Origin of the sequence: Edwardsiella anguillarum ET080813 (assembly GCF_000264765.2) — a bacterium.
Taxonomy (GTDB): Bacteria; Pseudomonadota; Gammaproteobacteria; order Enterobacterales; family Enterobacteriaceae; genus Edwardsiella; species Edwardsiella anguillarum.
In genome coordinates this window covers 175,716-198,005 of the sequence record NZ_CP006664.1, presented here as the reverse complement: position 1 = coordinate 198,005, position 22,290 = coordinate 175,716, and the positions used below count along the sequence as shown (strand labels likewise).

19 protein-coding genes and 1 pseudogene are annotated in these 22,290 nt (G+C 61.3%); 9 read left to right on the top strand and 11 right to left on the bottom strand.

What is annotated here, in order from left to right:
* Position 1 precedes the first annotated feature (1 nt).
* Positions 2-1,054, bottom strand: a complete 1,053-nt coding sequence (gene ltaE / locus ETEE_RS00915; protein WP_034162498.1) for a low-specificity L-threonine aldolase — start codon at positions 1,052-1,054, stop codon at positions 2-4.
* Positions 1,055-1,867: 813 nt separating this feature from the next.
* Between ltaE and ETEE_RS22165 the strand changes: the two genes are divergently transcribed.
* From ETEE_RS22165 to ETEE_RS21745, 3 genes are all read left to right on the top strand, one after another.
* On the top strand, positions 1,868-1,996 hold the full coding sequence (locus ETEE_RS22165; RefSeq protein WP_255640293.1) for a hypothetical protein: 129 nt from the start codon (positions 1,868-1,870) through the stop codon (positions 1,994-1,996).
* A 202-nt stretch (positions 1,997-2,198) separates the two neighbouring features.
* Entirely contained in the window at positions 2,199-2,543 is a 345-nt protein-coding gene (locus ETEE_RS21750) for an alpha/beta hydrolase (RefSeq protein ID WP_245145268.1), read from the top strand.
* 4 nt (positions 2,544-2,547) lie between these two features.
* A complete protein-coding gene (locus ETEE_RS21745; RefSeq protein WP_225865089.1) occupies positions 2,548-2,727 on the top strand; it encodes a hypothetical protein in 180 nt (59 codons plus the stop codon).
* A 478-nt stretch (positions 2,728-3,205) separates the two neighbouring features.
* On the opposite strand, the gene hcr is transcribed toward ETEE_RS21745, so the two are convergent.
* The 3 genes from hcr to ETEE_RS00895 all read right to left on the bottom strand — a co-directional run bounded on the left by hcr (position 3,206) and on the right by ETEE_RS00895 (position 7,059).
* On the bottom strand, positions 3,206-4,207 hold the full coding sequence (gene hcr, locus ETEE_RS00905; protein ID WP_034162497.1) for an NADH oxidoreductase: 1,002 nt from the start codon (positions 4,205-4,207) through the stop codon (positions 3,206-3,208).
* A gap of 68 nt (positions 4,208-4,275) precedes the next feature.
* Positions 4,276-5,931, bottom strand: a complete 1,656-nt coding sequence (gene hcp, locus ETEE_RS00900) for a hydroxylamine reductase (protein ID WP_034162496.1) — start codon at positions 5,929-5,931, stop codon at positions 4,276-4,278.
* Between the two features lie 228 nt (positions 5,932-6,159).
* Positions 6,160-7,059 carry a LysO family transporter gene (locus ETEE_RS00895; protein WP_034162495.1) on the bottom strand — a complete coding sequence of 300 codons (900 nt, stop codon included), beginning with the start codon at positions 7,057-7,059 and terminating at the stop codon, positions 6,160-6,162.
* A 222-nt stretch (positions 7,060-7,281) separates the two neighbouring features.
* Between ETEE_RS00895 and ETEE_RS00890 the strand changes: the two genes are divergently transcribed.
* Together ETEE_RS00890 and ETEE_RS00885 are read left to right on the top strand one after the other, a co-directional pair.
* On the top strand, positions 7,282-8,952 hold the full coding sequence (locus ETEE_RS00890) for an ATP-dependent endonuclease (protein ID WP_034162494.1): 1,671 nt from the start codon (positions 7,282-7,284) through the stop codon (positions 8,950-8,952).
* A 19-nt stretch (positions 8,953-8,971) separates the two neighbouring features.
* Positions 8,972-9,631: a prepilin peptidase gene (locus ETEE_RS00885; RefSeq protein ID WP_034162493.1), complete on the top strand. Its 660-nt coding sequence runs from the start codon at positions 8,972-8,974 to the stop codon at positions 9,629-9,631.
* Between the two features lie 15 nt (positions 9,632-9,646).
* On the opposite strand, the gene ETEE_RS00880 is transcribed toward ETEE_RS00885, so the two are convergent.
* Together ETEE_RS00880 and cspD are read right to left on the bottom strand one after the other, a co-directional pair.
* Entirely contained in the window at positions 9,647-10,603 is a 957-nt protein-coding gene (locus ETEE_RS00880; RefSeq protein ID WP_034162492.1) for a VirK/YbjX family protein, read from the bottom strand.
* Between the two features lie 173 nt (positions 10,604-10,776).
* A complete protein-coding gene (cspD, locus tag ETEE_RS00875; RefSeq protein WP_034162491.1) occupies positions 10,777-10,998 on the bottom strand; it encodes a cold shock domain-containing protein CspD in 222 nt (73 codons plus the stop codon).
* Between the two features lie 445 nt (positions 10,999-11,443).
* On the opposite strand from cspD, the gene clpS reads away from it, so the two are divergent.
* Both clpS and clpA read left to right on the top strand, forming a co-directional pair.
* Positions 11,444-11,764 carry an ATP-dependent Clp protease adapter ClpS gene (clpS, locus tag ETEE_RS00870; protein WP_034162490.1) on the top strand — a complete coding sequence of 107 codons (321 nt, stop codon included), beginning with the start codon at positions 11,444-11,446 and terminating at the stop codon, positions 11,762-11,764.
* 24 nt (positions 11,765-11,788) lie between these two features.
* Entirely contained in the window at positions 11,789-14,083 is a 2,295-nt protein-coding gene (clpA, locus tag ETEE_RS00865; RefSeq protein WP_034162489.1) for an ATP-dependent Clp protease ATP-binding subunit ClpA, read from the top strand.
* A gap of 149 nt (positions 14,084-14,232) precedes the next feature.
* On the opposite strand, the gene infA is transcribed toward clpA, so the two are convergent.
* From infA to trxB, 5 genes are all read right to left on the bottom strand, one after another.
* Positions 14,233-14,451, bottom strand: coding sequence for a translation initiation factor IF-1 (infA, locus tag ETEE_RS00860; RefSeq protein WP_002211347.1), 219 nt, complete (start codon positions 14,449-14,451; stop codon positions 14,233-14,235).
* A gap of 174 nt (positions 14,452-14,625) precedes the next feature.
* Complete coding sequence (gene aat, locus ETEE_RS00855) at positions 14,626-15,369, bottom strand: leucyl/phenylalanyl-tRNA--protein transferase (protein WP_034162488.1); 744 nt, start codon at positions 15,367-15,369, stop codon at positions 14,626-14,628.
* Positions 15,370-15,393: 24 nt separating this feature from the next.
* Complete coding sequence (gene cydC, locus ETEE_RS00850) at positions 15,394-17,121, bottom strand: heme ABC transporter ATP-binding protein/permease CydC (RefSeq protein ID WP_034162487.1); 1,728 nt, start codon at positions 17,119-17,121, stop codon at positions 15,394-15,396.
* A gap of 2 nt (positions 17,122-17,123) precedes the next feature.
* Entirely contained in the window at positions 17,124-18,905 is a 1,782-nt protein-coding gene (gene cydD / locus ETEE_RS00845) for a heme ABC transporter permease/ATP-binding protein CydD (RefSeq protein ID WP_034162486.1), read from the bottom strand.
* A 225-nt stretch (positions 18,906-19,130) separates the two neighbouring features.
* Complete coding sequence (trxB, locus tag ETEE_RS00840; protein ID WP_034162485.1) at positions 19,131-20,102, bottom strand: thioredoxin-disulfide reductase; 972 nt, start codon at positions 20,100-20,102, stop codon at positions 19,131-19,133.
* Between the two features lie 664 nt (positions 20,103-20,766).
* On the opposite strand from trxB, the gene lrp reads away from it, so the two are divergent.
* Positions 20,767-21,261 carry a leucine-responsive transcriptional regulator Lrp gene (lrp, locus tag ETEE_RS00835; RefSeq protein WP_008812989.1) on the top strand — a complete coding sequence of 165 codons (495 nt, stop codon included), beginning with the start codon at positions 20,767-20,769 and terminating at the stop codon, positions 21,259-21,261.
* A gap of 216 nt (positions 21,262-21,477) precedes the next feature.
* A pseudogene (locus ETEE_RS22405) lies at positions 21,478-21,975 on the top strand (DNA translocase FtsK 4TM domain-containing protein); the annotation flags it as partial.
* Positions 21,976-22,290 lie beyond the last annotated feature (315 nt).

Sequence of the window (22,290 nt, the reverse complement as noted above, 5' to 3'; positions counted from 1 at the left end):
GTTAGCCGTAGGTGGCGTGGGCGTGCGGCGCACCGTTCGCCGGAGGGTATGTCTGGCGGAAGGTTTGCCACAGTTCGACCAGCCGCTGTAGGTCGGCGCGGGTGGCGTCCAGGTGGGTCACCAGTCGCGTGGTGACGCCCGCGCTGATCAGGATCCCGCGCTGGCGCATCCAGGGGCCCAGCGCGGCGGCCTCATCGGCCTCCAACTGTAAAAATAGCATATTTGTCTGGGCACCCGGCGCCAGCACCCGGAGTCCCAGGGACGAGAGCGCGTCGGCCAGCCAGGCGGCGTTGGCGTGATCGTCGCGCAGACGCTCGACGTTATGACGCAGGGCATAACGCCCCGCCTCGGCCAGAATACCGGCCTGACGCATGGCGCCACCGGTCATTTTACGCCAGCGGCGCGCGCGCTGAATAAAGTCGGCGTCGGCGCACAGCAGCGAGCCGACCGGCGCCCCCAGCCCCTTGGAGAGGCAGAGGGTGAGGGTATCGCAGTATTGGGTCAGGGTCGTCAGCGGCACCTCAAGGGCCACCGCGGCGTTCATGATACGGGCGCCGTCGATATGCAGGCTCAGCCCCTTTTCGCGGCTAAACGCCCAGGCCTGCGCCAGATAGTCGAGCGGCAGCACCTTGCCGTTATGGGTGTTCTCCAGGCTGAGCAGGCGGCTGCGAGCAAAGTGAATGTCGTCGGGCTTGATCACGTCGGCAACCCGCTCCAGCGGCAGGGTGCCGTCGGGCAGGGCGTCGATGGGCTGGGGCTGAATACTGCCGAGCACCGCCGCACCGCCGGCCTCATACAGGTAGTTATGCGCCTTTTGGCCGACGATATACTCCTCGCCGCGCTGGCAGTGGCTCAGCAGTGCCACCAGGTTGGCCTGGGTTCCGCTGGGGAGAAACAGCGCCGCCGGCTTGCCGCTCAGCTCGGCGGCCTCCTGCTCCAGTCGGTTGACGCTGGGATCGTCGCCATAGACATCATCGCCGACCTCGGCGCGTGACATGGCCAGACGCATGGCCTCGCTCGGGCGGGTAACGGTATCGCTGCGCAGATCTAACATGGGGCACTCCTTGGTCGGCTACATCCATGGGAAAGCCCCAGTTGTACCACGCCGCCGTTGGGCTGCCAAAGAAAAAGCAAAGGGACGACGCGATCGATTGTGCGCGCGTATTCACGGTAGTTGGGCAGAAATATCCCATGGGCGCTCACTTTGCCGGGGGCTCGGCGCGCCGCCTTCTCCGGTTGTCGATAGGCTGGGTATAAAATGAGCACCAGCAGATGTTTCTATCACCACGCTAGCCGCCGGATATCCTGTCAAACAGGCGCGCGAAAAATGTTTACGTAACAGTGACGGCCGGATTTAGCTTGACCATGAACACGGAGAGCGTGTTTGCTGGGAGCGATACCCATCGCGTAACATTTTGCAGGATGCTCTCTGTCACGTGGGGTGCTCTTTGAGCATACCTCTGCAGAATGGGGATGGGGGGAATCATCTCATTAAATCAATCGAATACGGAAATTCTGTTACATTATATCTCATTGAATTTACTGCGTAGAAGGCAGGTCGCACCCATTACGGACGATCGAGGATGTAAAAATATTTTCCAATATTGGCGCCAAGGAAATAAGCACAAATAAGCAAAAATTTTCCTTTTGTGGGAATGACTTTAATATAAATCAGGAACAGTTGTGATAAATGAAATAATGCCAAGCCTCTCTCATCAATAAATGTTCAGGCGTAGCATGTATTCATTAAATTAGTCTTTGATACATTTATATGGTAGGGGGTACTATATGAAATTTACTGTACGTAAATAATAAAAATTCTCATTTGTGAATTTAATGATAAAATTCAATAAATGGAGATGAACATATGAACATTGACCTAAACTTTGAAAATATTAAGGAACGGGTAATCCAATATAACGCACGCGCTTCAGTAGAAGATTTTGATGCCTATATGGTGGAGTATGCCGAACTTGCCAAGCAGGCCAAGTTATAAACGCCGGGTATTTACGATCTACGCTACGGCATGGCTGCTGCTGAGCGGATTGATTTATTTCCGGAAAGCGTTCAAGCTGCACCCTTAGTGATTTTTATTTATGGTGGATACTGGTGTTCACAACGTAAAGAGGATGCCTGTTCGATGGCTGCCTCGTTCACCCGTCATGGTGTGGCCGTATACCCTGGCGCCTGTGGCAACCGTGGCAGAAATTGTACATGAGGTGCGTAGCGCGGTCGCTTGGCTATATTTTCATGGCGAACCATTTGGTATTGATCCTGCACGTATTTTTATCATCGGCAGTTCGGCTGGTGCCCATCTGTGCAGCTCACTGGTTTCTGAAGGCTGGCATAATCGTTATCGGCTTCCGGAGGATGCGATAAAAGGCGTGCTGGCGATGAGCGGTATCTATGACTTTCGCCTGCTGTGCGATATATTTAGCAATGAGTTGCTGCATTTATCACTTGAGCAAGCAAAAAGTGTCAGCCCTATTTTTCTTTGCCTAAGAAAACCTCTGCGCAAAAATTTTTATCAGTGCCGGTGGTAAATAAATGTTAGGGTTTAAACACCAGATCAGAGCTTATTATGAGGCTTGTCGTGAAAATGGTCTGAATGTAACATTATTAGATGATCGTGAGAGTAACCACTTTACCTTAGTCAACGCTCTGGCTAATCCAGGGAGTGAGATGTTTAAACAAGTCATGGCGATGATTGACGCAACATCAAATTAATTTACCCTGAATATATAGTGGTTGCATTATCTGGAGGTTGCTTTCCAGAAGTAATGCTGCGTGAATCTCTATCATTTCTGATAAAACGATAACAGAAGGTATTATTCGAATATCTGTGGCTAGTCGGTAGTGATAATTAACCGAAACTTCCCCTGGATGGTGGGTGTCTGATCCATCAGCCAATCATTGCTCCCTCTCAACGTTTCCCATTTCATACACCGGCGATCCTTATAGGATTTTTGCTGAGCTATTTTGATGATTGCGGGTGTTTGCATTTTCACTGTTTAAATTTTGCTGTTTTTTTCATTTGAGCAACTGGCGCAGTGACAGTTATTTTATGTGTGAGAGACAGGCAAGATTATACATCTGCATAAGCGGACTCCGGCACAGACGCGGGGGGAGGGTGGCGCGGGGGGCCCCTTACGGATCGATGGCATCTCCCGCGCCATGGCATGCACGCTGGCCTGAGTGCGCCCGGTCAGGCCAGCTCGACATCCCCGTTGAGCTGACAGCTGCAGGCCAGCACATAGCCCTGGGCTATCTCCTGCGGGGTGAGGGTCATGGTGCTGCTGACCTGATAGTCACCGTGTAGGATACGGGTTTTACAGCAGCCGCAGACGCCGGCGCGGCAGGCGGCCTGTACCGGCAGCCGGTTTTGCTCCATCGCGCTGAGCAGCGTGCTGCCGACGGCGGCGCGGTAGTCGCCGGGCTGTGAGCTGGAGAGGATGCGCAGCGTGCCGCCGACCGGCGCGCTCGCCGTCTCCGGCTGGAAGCGCTCCAGGTGGATCTGCTGCGCCGGGACGCCTAACTCGCTCACCAGGGTCTGCGCTTGGCGCATATAGGGCGCCGGGCCGCAGATCATCACCGTACGCTCCGCCAGGGCGCGGATTCGGCTCTGTAGCAGCTCGCGGCTGAGGCGTCCCGGCAGGATCGCGCCCGTTGCCTCCGCTTCGGCCAGCAGGATCAGCTGCAGCTGCGGGTGGGCTTCGGCCAGCTGGCGCCATTCGTCGGCGAAGATCAGGTCGCGCGGCGTGCGAACCGCGTAGATCACCGCGACATCCGTACTCGGGCTATGCGCCAGCAGCCAGCGGGTCATAGCGATGATCGGGGTGACGCCGCAGCCGGCCGCCAGCATCAGATAGCGGGTGGCGTCCGCCTGCGGACAGGTGAAGCTGCCCTGCGCCGGTGAAAGCCACAGTTCGTGGCCCGGGTGGACTTGGCGGGTCAGCCAGCCGGAGCCGACGCCGTTGTCCAGGCGGCGTACCGTCAGGGTAATAAAGGGGCTGAGTCCTGGGGTCGAGGAGAGCGTGTAGGCACGCAGAGTCTCTTCGCTGCCGTCGATGCTGACCAGCGCATACTGACCGGGACGGTAGGGATAAAAGTCGGGACAGATCAGGTTTAGCGTCCAGACATCGGGGGTTTCCTGGCGCAGGGAGTGGACCTGCATCCGGTGGGGGCAAAGGGGGGTTGGCATGGTCATGGTGATGGCGTCTCGCAGTCAGGATTTCGCCCCGCGCCAGGCGGCGTGGGGCGCTTAAGGTTGCCGGGTTAGGCGTGGCCGAGTATACCGTTCAGATCGGCGTCGACCGTGCTGATGGCGCGCATGCCGAAGCGCTGGTTGAGGATCGCCAGAAGATTATCCGTCAGGAAGCCCGGCGCGGTCGGCCCGGTGTAGATGTTTTTGACGCCCAGCGCCAGCAGGGTCAACAGGATGACGATGGCCTTCTGCTCAAACCAGGAGAGGATCAGACTGAGCGGCAGATCGTTGACGCCGCAGCCGAGCTTCTCTGCCAGATTGACCGCCAGCATGATGGCGCCGTAGGCGTCGTTGCACTGGCCGACGTCCAGCAGGCGCGGCAGCCCCTCCAGCGTGCCGAAGTCCAGCTTGTTAAAACGGTACTTACCGCAGGCCAGGGTCATGATCAGGCAATCCTGTGGGATGGCGCGGGCAAAGTCGGTGTAGTAGCTGCGCTCATCGCGGCTGCCGTCGCAGCCGCCGAGCAGGAATACGTGGCGTAGCTTCTTCTGGGCGACCAGGTCGATCACGCTGTCCGCCGCGTTGAGCAGGGTGGCGCGACCAAAGCCGACGGTGATCAGGTGTTCGATCTCGCTGTAGGGGAAGCCATCGCAGACCTGCGCCTGGGCGATCACCTGACTGAAATCATCGCCTTCCAGATGGCGTACGCCCGGCCAGCCGACGATGCTGCGGGTCCAGATGCGATCGCTGTAGTTGCCGACGTTGGGATCGATGATGCAGTTGGAGGTCATCAGGATCGGGCCGGGGAAACGGGCAAACTCCTGCTGCTGATTCTGCCAGCCGCTGCCGTAGTTGCCGACCAGGTGGCGGTATTTACGCAGCTCGGGATAGCCGTGGGCCGGCAGCATCTCACCGTGGGTGTAGATGTTGATGCCGAGGCCATCGGTCTGCTCCAGCAGCATCTGTAGATCCTTCAGATCGTGACCGGAGATCAGGATACATTTGCCGGCGACCGGCCGCACGTTGACGGAGGTCGGGGTGGGATCGCCGTAGGCCTCGGTCTCCCCCTTATCCAGCTGCGCCATGATGGCGAAGTTCATCTTGCCGATGCCCATGGCATTGTCCAGCAGGGTATCCATATCGCGCGGCTGAGTGCCGAGCCAGGCCATATAGTGGTGATACTGGGCGTAGATCGCCTCGCTATGCTGGCCCAGCACATGGGCATGCTCCATATAGGCCGCTGCGCCTTTCAGGCCGTACAGGTTGAGCATGCGCAGGCCGTGGATATCGTCGCCGATCTCGGCCCGATCGCTGTCCAGAGCGAACTCTGCCGCCTGACGGCGCAGGGTCTCCACATCCTCTCCCTGCAGGCTTAGCTCGGCCAGTGGATGGTCGCACTGCGTGCCCGGCGCCTTGGCCAGGCAGGCGGCGCGCAGGCTGTCGCGCATCGCCAGCGCCTCGCGGGCGTAGCCGATGATGCGCGCAGAGTCGAAGTTGACGTTGGTCAGGGTGGCGAAGAAGGCGCGCGGCGCAAAGCTGTCGATGGTGCGATCGCGGATATCCAGCTCGCGGGCCAGCAGCGCCCAGGCGGAGAGGCTTTGCAGTGCGGCGACCAGCAGGTCTTGCAGGTCGGAGGTTTCGGCACTCTTGCCGCACATCCCCTGAGCGTAGGAACAGCCATTGCCGGCCGGGGTACGGATGGTTTGCTCGCATTGAACGCAGTACATGGAAAACCCTCTTTTAAAGTTGTATTTATTATGCTTGTTTGAAGAGTAAGCCCGGTATCGCGTTCAAAAAAGGAATTTCTAATACAACTTTTACTTTGTTTGATATAACGCAATTTTTGTTGCGAATGGGATTTATTCTTTAATCTCTGGGCGAAGGGCGAAGGGCGAAGGGCGAAGGGCGAAGGGCGAAGGGCGAAGGGCGGCACGGGAGCGCCGCCCGGCGGGGGGTTAGGAGGAGAACAGGGCCATCAGCACCGGCGCCAGCAGGCTGAGCAGGAAGCCGTGTACGATCGCCGCCGGCACCAGCTCAATGCCGCCGCTGCGCTGCAGTACCGGCAGGGTAAAGTCCATGGAGGTTGCGCCGCACAGTCCCAGCGCGCTGCTGCGGTGGCGCTGGATCAGCGTCGGGATCATCATGATGGCGAACAGCTCGCGGGCCAGATCATTAAAGAAGGCGGTGCTGCCGATCACCGGGCCAAAGGCCTCGGTCAGCATGATGCCGGATAGGGAGTACCAGCCATAGGCCGAGGCGATAGCCAGGCCGGTCTTCAGGGGCAGGCCCAGTAGCCAGGCGGCCAGGGCGCCCCCGACCAGGGCGCTGACGCAGACGACGCAGCCTATCATCATGCCGCGGCGATTCAGCAGGATCTGCGCCGGCGACATTCCGCTGTTGCGCAGCTGAAGGCCGACCAGAAACAGCAGCAGGATCAAGGCGTATTCGCTGGCGTGGGTGGCGTGGCTCAGCCACGGCCATTGGGTGAGGCCCAGCAGGAAGCCGCCCACCACGACGCCGCACAGCTTCAGGGACTCCAGCGCCATATGGAGGCGCGATGGCAGCGCCTCCTGGCGGTGGGTGACGTGCCAGGGGGCGCGCTTTTCCAACAGCCATAGCGCCAGCAGGTTGGCCGCGATAATCAGCACGAAAAAGACCGTGGCGTATTTGCCGATCAGCCACAGGTTCGCGCCAAGATTATCGAGAAACGCCAGGCTGATCCCCATAAAAAACAGGATGACGTATACCATCCAGCTCAGCATACGGTTAATTAAACGGATCAGCGTCTTATGACGCAGGTGCAGCAGGTAGCCAAGCAGGAGTGGCACCAGAATGATCAAGAGTCCAGAGTACATAAGAGCCTAACGTGTTAAATTTAAAGCTAATACCGTACTCAAAAGGGGGATTTGAGTAAAGGCACAGCGTCCGCAGGAGGGACAAAAAGGGATCTTTGCCTCTTTTTGCCCCTGGCTTTTTAGAAAAGCAGCACAAAATGGCGAGCGCGGCGGGGGCATTCCTTGACCCGATAAGGCTTTGCCCGCATCCTCATAGCAGTGAGGCGACGAGAGAGGGATGGCATGTACCTGGAACGCATTGAGGTCGTAGGATTTCGCGGGATCAATCGCATCTCGCTGTCGCTGGATGACAATACCGTTTTGATCGGTGAAAACGCCTGGGGTAAGTCGAGCCTGCTGGACGCCTTGACCCTGTGCCTGTCGCCGGAGCGCGAGCTGTACCGCTTTGAGCCTCATGATTTCTACTTTCCCCCCGGCGATGAAACGGCCAGAGAGCACCACCTGCAGATTGTGTTTACCTTTTGCGAAACCGAGCGGGGCCACGCCCGGGCCCGCCGCTATCACCGGCTGTCGCCCCTGTGGCAGGAGAGCGACGATCGCCTGCAGCGCATCTATTTTCGCCAGGAGGGCGAGCTGAGCGACGACGATACGGTCTGCACCTGGCGCTCTTTTCTCAATGAACAGGGGGAGGCGCTGGCCCTGCACCACGTCGATCTGCTGGCGCGCGAGCTGATCCGTCTGCACCCGGTGCTGCGTCTGCGGGATGCCCGCTTTATTCGCCGTCTGCACCCCAGCGTGCTGGCCGCCCGTCATCTGCCCGATCAGGCACAGGTGGCGCAGCAGCTGGATGAGCTCACCCGTGAGCTGGTGTGTAACCCGCAGAAGCTGAGTAACGGCGAGCTGCGCGCCGGCTTGAGCGCCATGCAGCAGCTGCTGGAGCACTACTTTGCCACTAACGGTGACGAGACGGCGGTCGGCGCCCGGCGCCGCCACCGCAATGAGATTATTCACGGTCGCCAGGCATGGCGTTCGCTGGAAAACATCAATCAGATGATCGCCGCCTCGGGCAGCCGCAATATGCGCCTGATCCTGCTGGGGCTGTTTTCAACGCTGCTGCAGGCCAAGGGGGCGGTGATCCTCGATCGCCACGCGCGTCCGCTGCTGGTGATTGAAGATCCGGAGACCCGTCTGCATCCGATCATGCTGTCGGTCGCCTGGGGGCTGTTAAACCAGCTGCCGCTGCAAAAGGTGACGACCACCAACTCCGGCGATCTGCTGGCGCTGATGCCGGTAGAACGGGTGTGCCGCCTAGTCCGCCAGTCGGGGCGGGTGGCGGCGTACCGTATCGGACCTCGCGGTATGACGCCGGAGGACAGCCGGCGCATCGCCTTTCACATTCGCTTTAACCGCGCCTCGTCGTTGTTCGCCCGCTGTTGGCTGCTGGTCGAGGGGGAGACGGAGGTGTGGCTGCTGAGCGAGCTGGCGCGTCAGTGCGGTTACCACTTCGATACCGAAGGCATCAAGGTGATCGAGTTTGCCCAGTGCGGCCTGCGCCCGCTGATTAAGTTCGCCCGCCGAATGGGGATCGCCTGGCATGTCCTGGTCGATGGCGATGAGGCCGGGCGTAAATATGCCGCGACGGTGCGTGGGCTGCTGGAGGGGATGCAGGAGAGCGAGCGCGATCGCCTAACGGTGCTGCCGGCGCCGGATATGGAGCACTTTATGTACCATGAGGGCTTTGCTGATGTGTATCACCACGTGGCCGGGATCCCGGCGTCGGCGCCGATGTCGGCGCGTAAGGTGATCACCAAGGCTATCCACCGCGCCTCCAAGCCCGATCTGGCGATCATAGTTGCGGCGCGGGCGGAGGAGGTCGGCGTGAGTCAGGTGCCACTCCTGCTAAAGAATATGTTTTCGCGGGTGCTGTGGCTGGCGCGCGGCAAGGCCGACTAGCGTCCGCCGGGCGGTGGACATGGATCTGTGGCTGACGCTGGCCGCCTTGTGCGGCCTGGCGCTCGGCACCCCTCTGCAGCGCGCGATGCTACGGGTCATGCGTCCGCTCTGTTTCCCGCAGCTCTGGCACGATCGTCATTTCTCTCCGTTTCCCTGCCGAGCGGCGCTGAGCGCCGCGCTGGCGGCGATCGCGCTGTCGCTGGCCTGGCGCCTGCCGCCCGGCGTCGCCTGGCTCTGCGGGATGGGCTTCTGTACGCTGAGTCTCGCCCTGGCGTTGATCGACCGGGCCAGCCTGCTGCTGCCCGACGCGCTGACTCAGCCGCTGCTGTGGCTGGGGCTGATATGGAACGCGCTGTCTCAGCCGGCGTATCTGCCGCAGGCGGTGTTCGGCGCCGTGGCAGGATATCTGGCGCTGTGGCTGATCGCCTGGGGATTCTGGCGCTGGCGCGGGGTGCAGGGGCTCGGCGGCGGGGATGTTAAACTACTGGCCGCGCTCGGCGCCTGGTGCGGCTGGCCCGATCTGCCTGCGTTGCTGCTGCTGGCCTCCCTGCTGACGCTCGTCGGCATTGTCCTGCGGCGCCGCTGGCGGGGGGAGAGTCTGGCGGCGCCGGCGCCGTTTGGGCCCGCGCTGCTGGTGGCTGGACTGTGGCAGGTGCTGCCGGGTCTGGCCGGCCTCTAGCGCGGCGGGGCGACGCTAGGCCGTCGCGCCAAGGCTGGCGCATACCGCCTGCTGCATCTCATCTAGCAGCTGATAGCGGCGCCGATACTCGGCGCGCTTTTTGCTCGGAATACTTTCCAGCGGTTTGCGCTGAGGGGGCTGGGGCAGGCGGAAGTGGCCGTCGTCGGTGGGCGCGCCGTTCAACGAAAGCCAGAAACCGTCATAGTCGGCCAGCATCTGCGCCTGTTTTTTGCGGCGGTAGCGCCAGTGGCTGTAGATATGGCTGCCGTTGCCGACGGCCAGGATCTGCGTGCAGCGGCCAATGCGCGCCAGTTCGCACAGGGCGTCGGCCAGCAGGCGTTTGGGAAACAGACCGTGGCAGGCTTTGGTGGCCGTCTGGGTATGGCTGTGCGGCAGCGATGGCGACGACCCCTGCAGCCCGCCGATGAAGAGGGTCCGCGCACCATGGTAGTCGATAAAACTAAACGTACACACAGCTAGTAGTATATTCTGCTGGTCGCATAGCGCGATAGACAGATCCCCCTCTTTACTCAGCTTCTCCAGCATGGTCAGTCGCAGAGAGTATGTCTGGTCGTTTTTCCCGCAGAGGGTCGCCAGGGTTAGCGCCTGCCCAGCGTACAGCGCCGGGTAGCGGGAGATCGGCAGCAGCTGGTTCAGCAGGCGATAGTGATCCGTCAGCGCTTCAATGATCTGCGGACGGGAGAGGCGCACGCTCAGGTAGGGATGGTGCAGGCGGCACGGCAGGCGAGGCTGACAGCGCAGAATGGCATCGCGCTGCGGCAGTCCGGCCAGCATCTGCAGCAGACGGTAGGTATCGCCGGGCGCCAGCAGCGCGCGCAGGGCAAATTTGGCGCGAAACGCGGCCTTATTCCAGAGACGGGTCGGCCGATAACGACCCGTCGCCAGGCTGGTAAACAGCGGTAAAGCGGGGCGTGAGACGGGCCGGGCGTGGCCGATTTCGATTGACGACATGGTGCCACCTGTCATTGCGGGTTAACGATGACAGAATTTTCCGGGAGGCTGCCTAAACAGCAGCACAATATGCTACCTCATTGTGTATGGAATCGGCGGATGGTTGAGGGGAGGTTGACGTGGAGCGGGACGGACCGAAGAGACCGGCCGGGGGATCCGGCCGGTGAGGCCGCTTAGGACGCCGGCTCGCTGAGAATGGGGATTATGGTGTTGGCGTGATTACCCTTGGGGCCGATATGAAGGTCAAACTGAACCTGTTGACCCGCCTTCAGCGTGCGATATCCCTCCATCTGAATGGCGGTGTAATGGGCGAATATATCGTCGCCGCCGCTGGCCGGACAGATAAAGCCAAAGCCTTTGGCGTTATTAAACCACTTTACGGTACCCGTCTCCATGCTTATACATCCCTCGTTACGGTGGCAGATCGCGGCGGAAGGCCGGCGATCACGGTTAATGAGATAAGACTGATTCAGGATAGGTTCCTAAGCCGTGGCGGACATCGCTGCACCACGGCTTAGGAATGCACCCTACGGGCAGCGGTAGCCTCGCGCTGCAGGCATACCACCGGGCGGGACGGCCTGGTCAAATTACCACCGATTCCCCGCTTGTCTACACTCTATTGATGCCTCCGTTGCCGTCAAGGGCTGGTTATTTTTAGCCCCCTAACTTTTTACCAAAGTTTGAGGCAGTTAACGCAATTGTGCGGCAGTGCGCTTTTTTTGTCCGATCGACGGGCGGAAATGCAGGGTTGGCTGGTAATCTTGATGGTAGTTATGATATGGCTCAGTGATAGATGATCGACCGGCCCCGCCGGGAGAAGAGAACAGGTAACAGATTGAAATGGCGAACTTGAACGATTGGCTGAATCTTGAGCCGCTGGCAGAGGATCGGACTCGCAGGGCGGTGCAGCCGCCGTCACTGTATAGTGTCATACTGAATAACGATGACTATACGCCGATGGAGTTTGTCATCGAGGTGCTGCAGAAGTTCTTCGCCTATGATATTGAACGTGCAACGCAGCTGATGCTGACTGTGCATTATAAAGGCAAGGCGGTGTGCGGCGTGTTCACGGCAGAGGTTGCGGAGACCAAGGTGGCATTGATCAACCGCTACGCGCGCGACAATGAACATCCGCTGCTGTGCACGCTGGAAAAAGCCTGATCGGGTAACTGAAGGGAGGTGCCCATGCTCAACCAAGAACTGGAACTCAGTCTCAACATGGCGTTCGCCAGGGCGCGCGAGCATCGACACGAGTTTATGACCGTCGAGCACCTGCTGCTGGCGCTGTTGACTAACCCCGCGGCGCGGGAGGCGCTGGAGGCCTGTGCGGTGGATCTGGCGGCCCTGCGCCAGGAGCTGGAGACCTTTATAGAGCAGACCACGCCGCTGCTTCCCCAGGGGGATAGCGAACGTGATACTCAGCCGACCCTGAGTTTTCAGCGGGTGCTGCAGCGGGCGGTGTTTCACGTGCAGTCCTCCGGGCGCAGCGAGGTCAGCGGTGCCAATGTGCTGGTGGCCATCTTCAGCGAGCAGGAGTCCCAGGCGGCCTATCTGCTGCGCAAGCATGACGTGAGCCGTCTGGACATCGTCAATTTTATCTCTCACGGCACTCATAAGAACGAGTCCGGTCCGGCGGCGGGCGGCGGGTCGAACGATGCGCCCGGCGGGGATGACGCCGCGGCGGCGCCCGGCGGCGAAGAGCGGATGGAGAATTTCACCACCAACCTGAACCAGCTGGCGCGGGTCGGCGGCATCGATCCGCTGATCGGCCGCGAGCGTGAGCTGGAGCGCGCCATACAGGTGCTGTGCCGCCGGCGCAAGAACAACCCGCTGCTGGTGGGGGAGTCCGGGGTGGGGAAAACCGCCATTGCGGAGGGGCTGGCCTGGCGCATCGTGCAGGGCGAGGTGCCGGAGGTGATGGCTAACTGCACCCTCTATTCGCTGGACATCGGTTCTCTGCTGGCGGGGACCAAGTACCGCGGCGACTTTGAGAAGCGCTTTAAGGCGCTGCTGAAGCAGCTGGAGCAGGACAGCGACAGCATCCTGTTTATCGATGAGATCCACACCATCATCGGCGCCGGGGCGGCATCCGGCGGTCAGGTGGATGCCGCCAACCTGATCAAGCCGCTGCTGTCAGGGGGGCGCATCCGGGTGATCGGCTCGACCACCTATCAGGAGTTCAGCAACATCTTTGAAAAGGATCGCGCCCTGGCGCGCCGGTTCCAGAAGATCGACATCAACGAACCGAGCGCCGACGATACGGTGCAGATCCTCAACGGGCTGAAGGCGAAGTATGAGGCGCACCACGATGTGCGCTACACCGCCAAGGCCCTGCGCGCGGCGGTCGATCTGTCGGTGAAGTACATCAACGATCGCCATCTGCCGGATAAGGCCATCGATGTGATCGACGAGGCCGGTGCCCGCAGCCGTCTGATGCCGGCGAGCCGGCGTAAGAAGACCATCAATGTGGCGGATATCGAGGCGGTGGTGGCCCGTATCGCGCGTATTCCGGAGAAAACCGTCTCCGCCAGCGACCGCGACGTACTGAAGAGCCTGGGCGATCGGTTGCGGATGCTGGTGTTCGGTCAGGATAAGGCCATCAGCGCGCTCACCGAGGCCATTAAGATGAGCCGTGCGGGGCTGAATCAGGATCACCGTCCGGTGGGATCGTTCCTGTTCGCCGGGCCGACCGGCGTCGGCAAGACCGAAGTAACGGTACAGCTGGCTCGGGCGCTGGATATTCCGCTGCTGCGCTTTGATATGTCCGAGTATATGGAGCGGCACACGGTGAGCCGCCTGATCGGCGCCCCGCCGGGGTACGTCGGCTTTGATCAGGGCGGACTGCTGACGGACGCGGTGATCAAGAGCCCTCACGCGGTGCTGCTGCTCGATGAGATCGAGAAGGCGCACCCGGACGTGTTCAACCTGCTGCTGCAGGTGATGGATAACGGCACCCTGACCGATAATAATGGGCGTAAGGCCGATTTTCGCAACGTGATCCTGGTGATGACCACCAACGCCGGGGTACAGGAGACGCAGCGTAAGTCCATCGGCTTTAACCTGCAGGACAACAGCAGCGACGCGATGGAGGAGATCCGGCGGATCTTTACGCCGGAGTTCCGCAACCGGCTGGATAACATCATCTGGTTTAACCATCTGTCGACGGAGATCATCCATCAGGTGGTCGATAAGTTTATCGTCGAACTGCAGGCGCAGCTGGATGGTAAGGGCGTCTCGCTGGAGGTCAGCGACGCCGCGCGTAACTGGCTGGCGGAGCGCGGCTACGATCGTGCGATGGGGGCCAGGCCGATGGCGAGGGTGATCCAGGATAACCTGAAAAAGCCGTTGGCCAATGAGCTGCTGTTCGGTGAGCTGGTCAGCGGAGGCTCGGTCAGCGTTGACGTGGCCGAGGGCAACGCGAGCCTCAGCTATCGTTTTCGTAGCGCGCAGCAGCGCAAGGCCGAGGATGCGATGCACTGAGGTCGAGGAGACAGACAAAGAAAGAGCGCCGTAAGGCGCTCTTTTTTTACCGCCGGGAAAATGAACCGGCAGAATTACCCGTCTTGCCGCTGTCGGTATCGATCGCACTACCGGGCCTGACGCTGCCTGCGGCGCGGGAGGGAAGCCTATCAGCGGCTACGGAAGACAATGCGGCCTTTGCTCAGGTCGTACGGGGTCAGCTCTACAGTGACTTTGTCGCCCGTCAGGATGCGGATGTAGTTTTTACGCATTTTACCGGAGATGTGAGCGGTAACGACGTGTCCGTTTTCCAGTTCTACGCGGAACATCGTGTTGGGCAACGTATCCAGAACGGTACCCTGCATTTCAATATTGTCTTCTTTGGCCATCGAATCCTCTAGGTATGAATACCACAGTTTTTAACCGGCAAGATAATGCCGAAAAACCTCGGTTATGTAAAGGTAAGTTATCTTTCTGCAGTGCCCCACACGGGGTTTGGCGTCAGCCGATGACGGCGCTGAGCCGCCGCTTGACGCGGCGCGCGGTGGGGGACACTGCCCCATTTAGCCCCCGCAGACGCTATTCTCCGTTTTTGCCGCCGCCGCCGGAAGGGGTAGAGCGAGGCGCTGCGGCTGCCAACAGCGGGGGTCGAGCGTCTGGGCGCGGCAGTCGAGCAGATGCTGCAGATAGCGGCGGCGCGGAATATCGTGGGCGCCCAGCGACGCGGTGTGGGCGTTGAGCACCTGGCAGTCGATGAGTTGACCGCCCATGCGCTGAAAGTGGCTACAGAAGCTCCACAGCGCCATTTTAGAGGCATTGCTAACCCGGCTGAACATCGACTCTCCACAGAACAGACTGCCCTGGGCGACGCCGTACAGCCCGCCCACCAGGCTTTCCTCTTGCCAAACCTCCACCGAATGGGCGTAGCCCAGTTGGTGCAGCTGGCAGTAGGCCTGCTGTATCGAGGGCCCGATCCAGGTGCCCTCGGCGCGCTGCTCCGCGCACCCGGCGATCACCGCGGCGAAGTCCTGGTTTAGGGTGATCCGTAGAGTGGTTCGGCGCAGCGCCTTGCGCAGGCTGTGGCTGACGTGCAGCGCCTGCGGCGTCAGCACCGCCCGGGGGTCCGGCGACCACCACAGGATCAGCTCTCCCGGAGAGAACCAGGGAAAAATACCGCGCCGGTAGGCCTGTAGCAGGCGTGCCGGCTGCAGATCGCCGCCGATGGCCAGCAGTCCGTTGGGTTCGTGCAGCGCCTGTTCCGGCGAGGGGAATCCCAGCGAGTGTCTGTCCAGTTGCATGATGCGCATATCCCGTTTCCTCGCGCGGTGACGTTAAAGGCGCTGACATAGTTGATAGTAGCGCCCGTGGGCCTGCAGCAGCTGCTCATGGCGCCCCTGCTCGACGATCCGTCCATCATCCATGACACAGATGCGATCCATCTGTGCCAGCCCCTGCAGACGGTGGGTGATCAGCACCAGGGTCTTTTGACAGCAGTGCTGACGCAGCAGCGCTAGAATCTGGCGCTCGGTTTCCGCATCCAGCCCTTCGGTGGGTTCATCCAGCAGCAGCAGCGGCGCGCGGTGCAGCAGCGCACGAGCGATGCCCAGGCGTCGCTGCTCGCCGCCGGAGAGCGGCCGACCGCCGTCGCCCAGCCAGGCGTCCAGCGCGCGATCCGCCAGCAGGGTGTCCAGACCGACCGCCCGCAGCGCGTCGCACAGTTGTGCGTCGCTGGCCTGCGGATCGGCGAGCAGCAGGTTATCGCGCAGCGTGGCGCTGAAAATGTGAACCCGCTGGCTGACGACGGCGCAGGCGCTGCGCAGGGCCCCCTCATCCAGCGCCTTAAGCGGCTGGCCGTTGAAGTGGATCTCGCCGCTGTCGCAGTCCCAGGCGCGGGTCAGCAGCTGCAGCAGGGTGGACTTACCGCAGCCGGTGCGTCCCAGCAGCGCGACGTGCTCCCCGGCGCGCAGCGCCAGAGTGACGCCGTTGAGCACCGAGCGCGCCTGTCCCGGGTAGGTAAAGTGAAGGTCGTCCAGCGTCAGGGCGAGGGGAGCCTCGTCGTCCAGCGTCTTACCCGACTCGGGAAAGCGCACCTGCGGCGTTTGGTCGATCAACTGCCCGACCCGCTCGGCGGAGGCGATCACCTGCCCCAGATGCTGGAAGGCGCCGGCGACCGGTGCCAGCGCCTCAAAGGCGGCTAGCGCGGCAAACACGAACAGGGCGATCAGCGCGCCCGGACGCGGATCGCCGGCGATGCCGGCCGCCGCCAGCCACAGGATCAGAGTAAAGGTCAGGCCGGAGGCCAGGATCATGATCCCCTGCGACAGCGCGCCGAGCGCCGCCTGGCGCTGCTGCTGACGCTGCCACTGCCGCTCTTTGTGATCCAGGCGCTGGCGAAAGGTCTCCAGGGCGCCGTATACCGCCAGCTCGGCGTTGGCGCGGATCCAGCCGACCAGCTGGGTGCGGTAGTCTGCGCGCAGGGCGGTCAGCGTGGCGCCGACCGGTTTCCCTGCCAGGTAAAACAGCGTCGGTAGCCCCAGCAGCAGCGCCAGCATGATCCCCCCTAGAGTCAGCGCCAGCCGGAGATCCAGCCAGCCGAGGCCGCAAACCACGACCGCGATGATCACCACCGCGCTGAGCAGCGGCGAGATCACTCGCAGATAGAGGTGATCCAGCGTATCGACGTCGGCCACCAGGCGGTTGAGCAGTTCGGCCTGGCGGAAGCGGGCCAGGCCGCCGGGCGACAACGGTATCAGGCGGCTGAAGGTAAACACCCGAAGATGGGAGAGCACCCGGAACGTGGCGTCGTGGCTGACCAGCCGTTCGGCGTAGCGGCCGGCGGTACGGATGATGGCGGCGCCGCGGACGCCGGCGGCAGGCAGCATGTAGTTAAAGGTGATCAGACCGGCGAGCCCGGCCAGCGCCGAGGCGGAGAGAAACCAGCCTGACAGGGTCAACAGGCCGATGCTGGCCAGCAGGGTGACGATGGCCAGCAGCATGCCCAGGGACATGCGGATCCAGTGGCGGCGATACAGGGCCAAAAACGGCAGCAGGACGCGCATGGTTAAATCTCCTGATGGCGGGTGGCGAGAAGGGTGGCAAACGGGCTGCCGCGCTGCTGGGAGAGCGCGTTGAAGTCGCCCTGCTGCACCAGCTGCCCCTGCTCCATAACCCAGATGCGATCAAACTGCGCCAGCTCATCAAGCTGATGGGTCACCATCAGGGTGGTCTGGTGGCGGGCGGCGGCCTGCAGCGCGCGCATCACCAGGCGCTCGCTATTGGCGTCCAGGCTGGCGGTCGGCTCATCCAGCAGCAGCAGCCGGCAGGGACGGATCAGCGCCCGGGCGACGGCAACGCGCTGGGCCTGGCCGACGGAGAGGCGGGCGGCATCCTCGCCGATCGGGGTGTCTAGCCCCTGCGGCAGCAGGGGAAGAAACTCGTCAACGTAGGCCCGCTCGACGGCGTTTTGCAGCTGCTCATCGTCGGCCTGAGGGGCGCCCAGCAGGATATTAGCCCGCAGCGTCGGCAGCGGCAGCGTCGGGTTCTGGCCAACCCAGGCCAGCTGGCGGCGCCAGCTGGCGAGCGGCAGGTCGCTCAGCGGCTGTCCATCGATCAGCAGCTCACCGCGGTAGGGCAGAAAGCCGAGCAGCAGGTTGATCAGCGAGCTTTTGCCCGCGCCGCTATAGCCGACCAGCGCGATGCGTTCACCGGCGCTGATACGAAAGTTAAGGGGGCCGGCCAGGACTTTTCCCTGCGGCGAGAGGATTTCCAGGTTGTGCGCCTCCAGCGTCAAGGGACGGTCGCTGACCGTCGTCGCTTCGCCGTCCGCTGCCGTCGTGCGCTGCACCTGATCGTCGGCGTCGAGGAAGCTTACCAGCGCCTCGGCGGCGCCGATGGCCTGCGCTTTGGCGTGATAAAACGCCCCCAGATCGCGCAGGGGCTGGAAGAACTCCGGCGCCAGGATCAATACAAGAAAGCCGGCGAACAGGGTTACGCCGCGGTCGTAGTGGCCAAAGTTCAGCTCACCGAGGTAGGAGAAACCGAAGTAGACCGCCACCACGGCGATGGAGACGGATGCAAAGAATTCCAGCACCGCAGAGGAGAGAAAGGCCAGGCGCAGCACCTCCATGGTGCGTTTGCGAAAATCTTCGGAGGCCTGGGCGATATGCTGGGTCTCGGCGCGGGCGCGGTGAAACAGGCGCAGGGTCTCCATGCCGCGTAGACGATCCAGAAAGTTGGCGCTCAGGCGGCTCAGCGCCAGAAAGTTGCGTCGGTTGGCATCGGCGGCGCCCATCCCGACCAGCGCCATGAACAGCGGGATCAGCGGCGCGGTGGCGAACAGGATCAGCCCGGCGGCCCAGTTGATGGGGAAGACGGCGGCGAGGATCAGCAGCGGGATCGTGACGGCCAGCGCCATCTGCGGCAGATAGCGGGCATAGAAATCCTGCATCTCTTCGATCTGTTCCAGGATCAGGGTCGCCCAGTGGCCGGCGGGCTGTCCCTGGATCCAGGCTGGGCCCAGTTGCGTCAGGTGGTTGAGCACCAGCGCGCGGATCTCGCGGCGAACCACCTGCCCGCAGCGGAAGCCGACGCGCTCGCGCAGCCAGCCTAGCAGCGCGCGCAGCGCGATGGCGGCGATCAGCAAAGCGAAGTCCTGCACGAGGTCGCCGCGCGGCGTATGGTCAATGATCAGCCGCTGCAGCAGGGTTGCCAGTAGCCAGGATTGGGCGATGATCAGAAGCCCTGAGAGCAGGCCGAGCAGCATGGAGAGCCGGAGCCAGCGCTGGGCCGGGCGACTGCACTGTTTCAGCCACTGCGTGAGTTCGCGTTGTCGTTGTTTATTCATTAAGCGATGGTGTCTAGTCTGATGCAGGTGAAGTAGAGATCAGGCCCGGAGCACAGGCGTACGGCAGGCTGAACGGTAGCGTCGGACTACTCATCACGGGCCGACGTCGCACCCGATATTACAACGCCACTCAAGGAGTTGAAACCAAGCTGCCGTAAATTCTGCTGCCAAAGGAGAAGCGTGCGTAAAATGCGGGCCGCCGGCGGCGGCCCCGATAGGTAAGGATTAGGCGTGGCGCGCGGCATCGGCCAGGCTATCGAGATAGCGCTCGGCGTCCAGCGCCGCCATGCAGCCGGTGCCGGCAGAGGTGATCGCCTGACGATAGATATGGTCCATGACGTCGCCGGCGGCGAATACGCCCGGGACGCTGGTCTGGGTCGCGTTGCCGTTCAGACCGGACTGTACCTGAATGTAGCCGTTGCTCAGCGCCAGCTGGCCATCGAAGATGGCGGTGTTTGGGCTGTGGCCGATCGCGACAAACAGGCCGCTGACGGCCAGCTCTTCGCAGGCTCCGTTCTGGGTATCTTTCAGGCGCAGGGCATTAACGCCCATATCATCGCCGAGCACCTCGTCCAGAGTACGGTTGGTGTGCAGGACGATATTGCCGCTGCGCACCTTGTCCATCAGGCGGTCGATAAGGATCTTCTCGGCGCGGAAACTGTCGCGGCGATGGATCAGATGCACCTTAGCGGCGATGTTGGCCAGATACAGCGCCTCTTCTACGGCGGTATTGCCGCCGCCGACCACGGCAATCTCCTGCTGGCGGTAGAAAAAGCCATCGCAGGTGGCGCAGGCGGAGACGCCGCGGCCTTTAAAGGCCTCTTCCGACGGCAGACCCAGGTAGCGGGCAGAGGCGCCGGTGGCGACGATCAGCGCGTCGCAGCTGTACTCCTGGCTGTCGCCAAATAGGCGAAACGGACGCTGGCTGAGATCCACGCGCTGGATATGGTCAAGGATGATCTCGGTATTGAATTTGGCCGCATGCTGATTCATACGCTCCATCAGCAGGGGACCGGTCAGGCCTTCCGGATCGCCCGGCCAGTTTTCCAACTCGCTGGTGGTGGTGAGCTGACCGCCTTTTTCCATGCCGGTGATCAGCACCGGGTTGAGGTTGGCACGTGCCGCATAGACGGCCGCGGTGTATCCCGCCGGGCCTGAGCCCAGAATGAGAAGCTTGCAATGTTTTACGGAGCTCATGAAATCCTCTTTTCCAATGTGGTACGTCTTGGACTCGATTTTAAAAAAACTTGCGGTGTAAAAAAAGCGTGCAGCGAAGATGTTATCAATCTGTGCAATAGGTAATGACTATCAATAAGGTTAGTCAATCTTAGTAAGATGCGCTGATAATGCGACAATATCCAGTCATTATCACTAGGTCATGGCGGTGGGTGGCGCGGAAAAATAGCGAAATGCGCCGGGATACGGTGGTGCTTTTGACCTAGGGAAACGTTGCCTTAAGGTATCATTTGGCAGGTTCTTCTAGTTTTATTTCTTTTGCTTTGACAATCGGCTGTTCATTTGCGAAAACATGGAGGAGAGGAGGGGAAACCTTGCCGGGATTGGCGGGTTTGCTCTTATCTGATGAAAATGCGACCCGGTGCGTGAGTGGCATGCTGGTCGGGGCCGCACGGACGGTCGTTCTGCGCTCATCGCTGCGGCGGCGGCGCGCGAGCAGATACGTAAAACGGGGGAGAGCCCCGGCAGAAAATAGGCACCCCGGTCCCATCCGGCGGTCGCAGGAGATGGCAATGGAAATTGCCAGTTGACGGGCAGGCACAACGTCTTCTTTTGGGACTATTCCTTGGCAATGTGACCTTGTCGCAGGGATGGCAACAGGGAAGAATATAAGAGAGATAACAAGATGGCAGACAATAAGAAACGCCCTGGTAAGGATCTGGATCGTATTGACCGTAATATCCTGAATGAGTTGCAGAAAGATGGCCGTATCTCCAACGTCGAGCTTTCCAAGCGCGTGGGGCTGTCGCCGACGCCGTGCCTGGAGCGCGTGCGCCGACTGGAGCGGCAGGGCTTTATTCAGGGCTATACCGCGTTGCTGAATCCGCACTATCTGGATGCATCCCTGCTGGTGTTCGTCGAGATCACGCTGAACCGCGGGGCGCCGGATGTGTTTGAACAGTTCAACACCGCGGTGCAGAAGCTGGAGGAGATCCAGGAGTGTCACCTGGTTTCCGGTGACTTCGACTATCTGTTGAAGACCCGCGTACCGGACATGTCCGCCTACCGTAAGCTGCTGGGGGAGACCCTGCTGCGTCTGCCGGGCGTGAACGACACCCGCACCTATGTGGTGATGGAAGAGGTGAAGCAGAGCAACCGCCTGGTGATCAAGACGCGCTGACGCGCGGACAGGTGCAAAGCCGCAATAATTTGGGTACACTCCTGTGTATGTATACAGTTTCAGCGCCGGGCGACGCCTCGGCGCTGTTCTTATGGCGGGCATGCAGCATAGGCTGCACGCAATGGCAGAAAACAGGACCCTGGAGAGCCTTTCTTGAGCCAGGAATATACAGAAGAAAAAGAAGTTACCCTGAAGCACGTAAGCGGCGGACGGCGAGTGTATGAGGTGCTGCTGATTTTGGTGGCGCTGTTTGCCGTGTATATGATGGCATCGCTGATGACGTTCGATCCCTCCGATCCCAGCTGGTCACAGACCGCCTGGCATGAGCCGATCCACAATATCGGCGGCGGTGCCGGCGCCTGGATGGCCGATACGCTGTTCTTCGTCTTTGGCGTACTGGCCTATGCCATCCCTCCGATCATGGTGATCCTATGCTGGGCCGCCTATCGTAAGCGTGACGACAGCGACCACGTGGACTACTTTGCCATCGCCCTGCGCCTGATCGGCATGCTGGCGCTGGTGATCGCCTCCTGTGGTCTGGCGGCGCTGAACGTCGATGACCTGTACTACTTCGCCTCCGGCGGCGTGATCGGCAGCCTGATAAGCAGCGTGGCGCTGCCGCTGCTGGGCAGCATTGGGGCGACCCTGGCGATGCTGGGGGCCTGGGCCGTGGGTCTGTCGCTGTTCACCGGCTGGTCATGGCTGACCATCGCGGAGAAGCTCGGTGCGCTGCTGCTCGGCGGTCTGACCCTGATGAGCAACCGTTCGCGCCGCGATGCGCGGGCGGACGACGATGACGACGAGGCATACGACGCGGATGAGCGCCGTGCCGCCGCCGCCGATACGGCGGTGGAGGATGCGTACCGCGTCGCCGATCCGCTGCTGGCCGAGGAGGCGGACGATCCGCTGCTGTCCGGCCTGCGGGCGTCAGATGACGCATCCGCGCCCGACGCGGCACCGGAAATGAAGGGCCTGCGTCCGCTGGCGCAGGTGGATGATGCGCCGCCGCAGGCGCAGGATGATCCTGAT

What these genes read in the sequence shown, in the direction of transcription:
- ltaE (WP_034162498.1), bottom strand. Translation starts at nt 1,054, where the DNA reads ATGTTAGATCTGCGCAGCGATACCGTTACCCGCCCGAGCGAGGCCATG.
- ETEE_RS22165 (WP_255640293.1), top strand. Translation starts at nt 1,868, where the DNA reads ATGAACATTGACCTAAACTTTGAAAATATTAAGGAACGGGTAATCCAA.
- ETEE_RS21745 (WP_225865089.1), top strand. Translation starts at nt 2,548, where the DNA reads ATGTTAGGGTTTAAACACCAGATCAGAGCTTATTATGAGGCTTGTCGT.
- hcr (WP_034162497.1), bottom strand. Translation starts at nt 4,207, where the DNA reads ATGACCATGCCAACCCCCCTTTGCCCCCACCGGATGCAGGTCCACTCC.
- hcp (WP_034162496.1), bottom strand. Translation starts at nt 5,931, where the DNA reads ATGTACTGCGTTCAATGCGAGCAAACCATCCGTACCCCGGCCGGCAAT.
- ETEE_RS00895 (WP_034162495.1), bottom strand. Translation starts at nt 7,059, where the DNA reads ATGTACTCTGGACTCTTGATCATTCTGGTGCCACTCCTGCTTGGCTAC.
- ETEE_RS00890 (WP_034162494.1), top strand. Translation starts at nt 7,282, where the DNA reads ATGTACCTGGAACGCATTGAGGTCGTAGGATTTCGCGGGATCAATCGC.
- ETEE_RS00885 (WP_034162493.1), top strand. Translation starts at nt 8,972, where the DNA reads ATGGATCTGTGGCTGACGCTGGCCGCCTTGTGCGGCCTGGCGCTCGGC.
- ETEE_RS00880 (WP_034162492.1), bottom strand. Translation starts at nt 10,603, where the DNA reads ATGTCGTCAATCGAAATCGGCCACGCCCGGCCCGTCTCACGCCCCGCT.
- cspD (WP_034162491.1), bottom strand. Translation starts at nt 10,998, where the DNA reads ATGGAGACGGGTACCGTAAAGTGGTTTAATAACGCCAAAGGCTTTGGC.
- clpS (WP_034162490.1), top strand. Translation starts at nt 11,444, where the DNA reads ATGGCGAACTTGAACGATTGGCTGAATCTTGAGCCGCTGGCAGAGGAT.
- clpA (WP_034162489.1), top strand. Translation starts at nt 11,789, where the DNA reads ATGCTCAACCAAGAACTGGAACTCAGTCTCAACATGGCGTTCGCCAGG.
- infA (WP_002211347.1), bottom strand. Translation starts at nt 14,451, where the DNA reads ATGGCCAAAGAAGACAATATTGAAATGCAGGGTACCGTTCTGGATACG.
- aat (WP_034162488.1), bottom strand. Translation starts at nt 15,369, where the DNA reads ATGCGCATCATGCAACTGGACAGACACTCGCTGGGATTCCCCTCGCCG.
- cydC (WP_034162487.1), bottom strand. Translation starts at nt 17,121, where the DNA reads ATGCGCGTCCTGCTGCCGTTTTTGGCCCTGTATCGCCGCCACTGGATC.
- cydD (WP_034162486.1), bottom strand. Translation starts at nt 18,905, where the DNA reads ATGAATAAACAACGACAACGCGAACTCACGCAGTGGCTGAAACAGTGC.
- trxB (WP_034162485.1), bottom strand. Translation starts at nt 20,102, where the DNA reads ATGAGCTCCGTAAAACATTGCAAGCTTCTCATTCTGGGCTCAGGCCCG.
- lrp (WP_008812989.1), top strand. Translation starts at nt 20,767, where the DNA reads ATGGCAGACAATAAGAAACGCCCTGGTAAGGATCTGGATCGTATTGAC.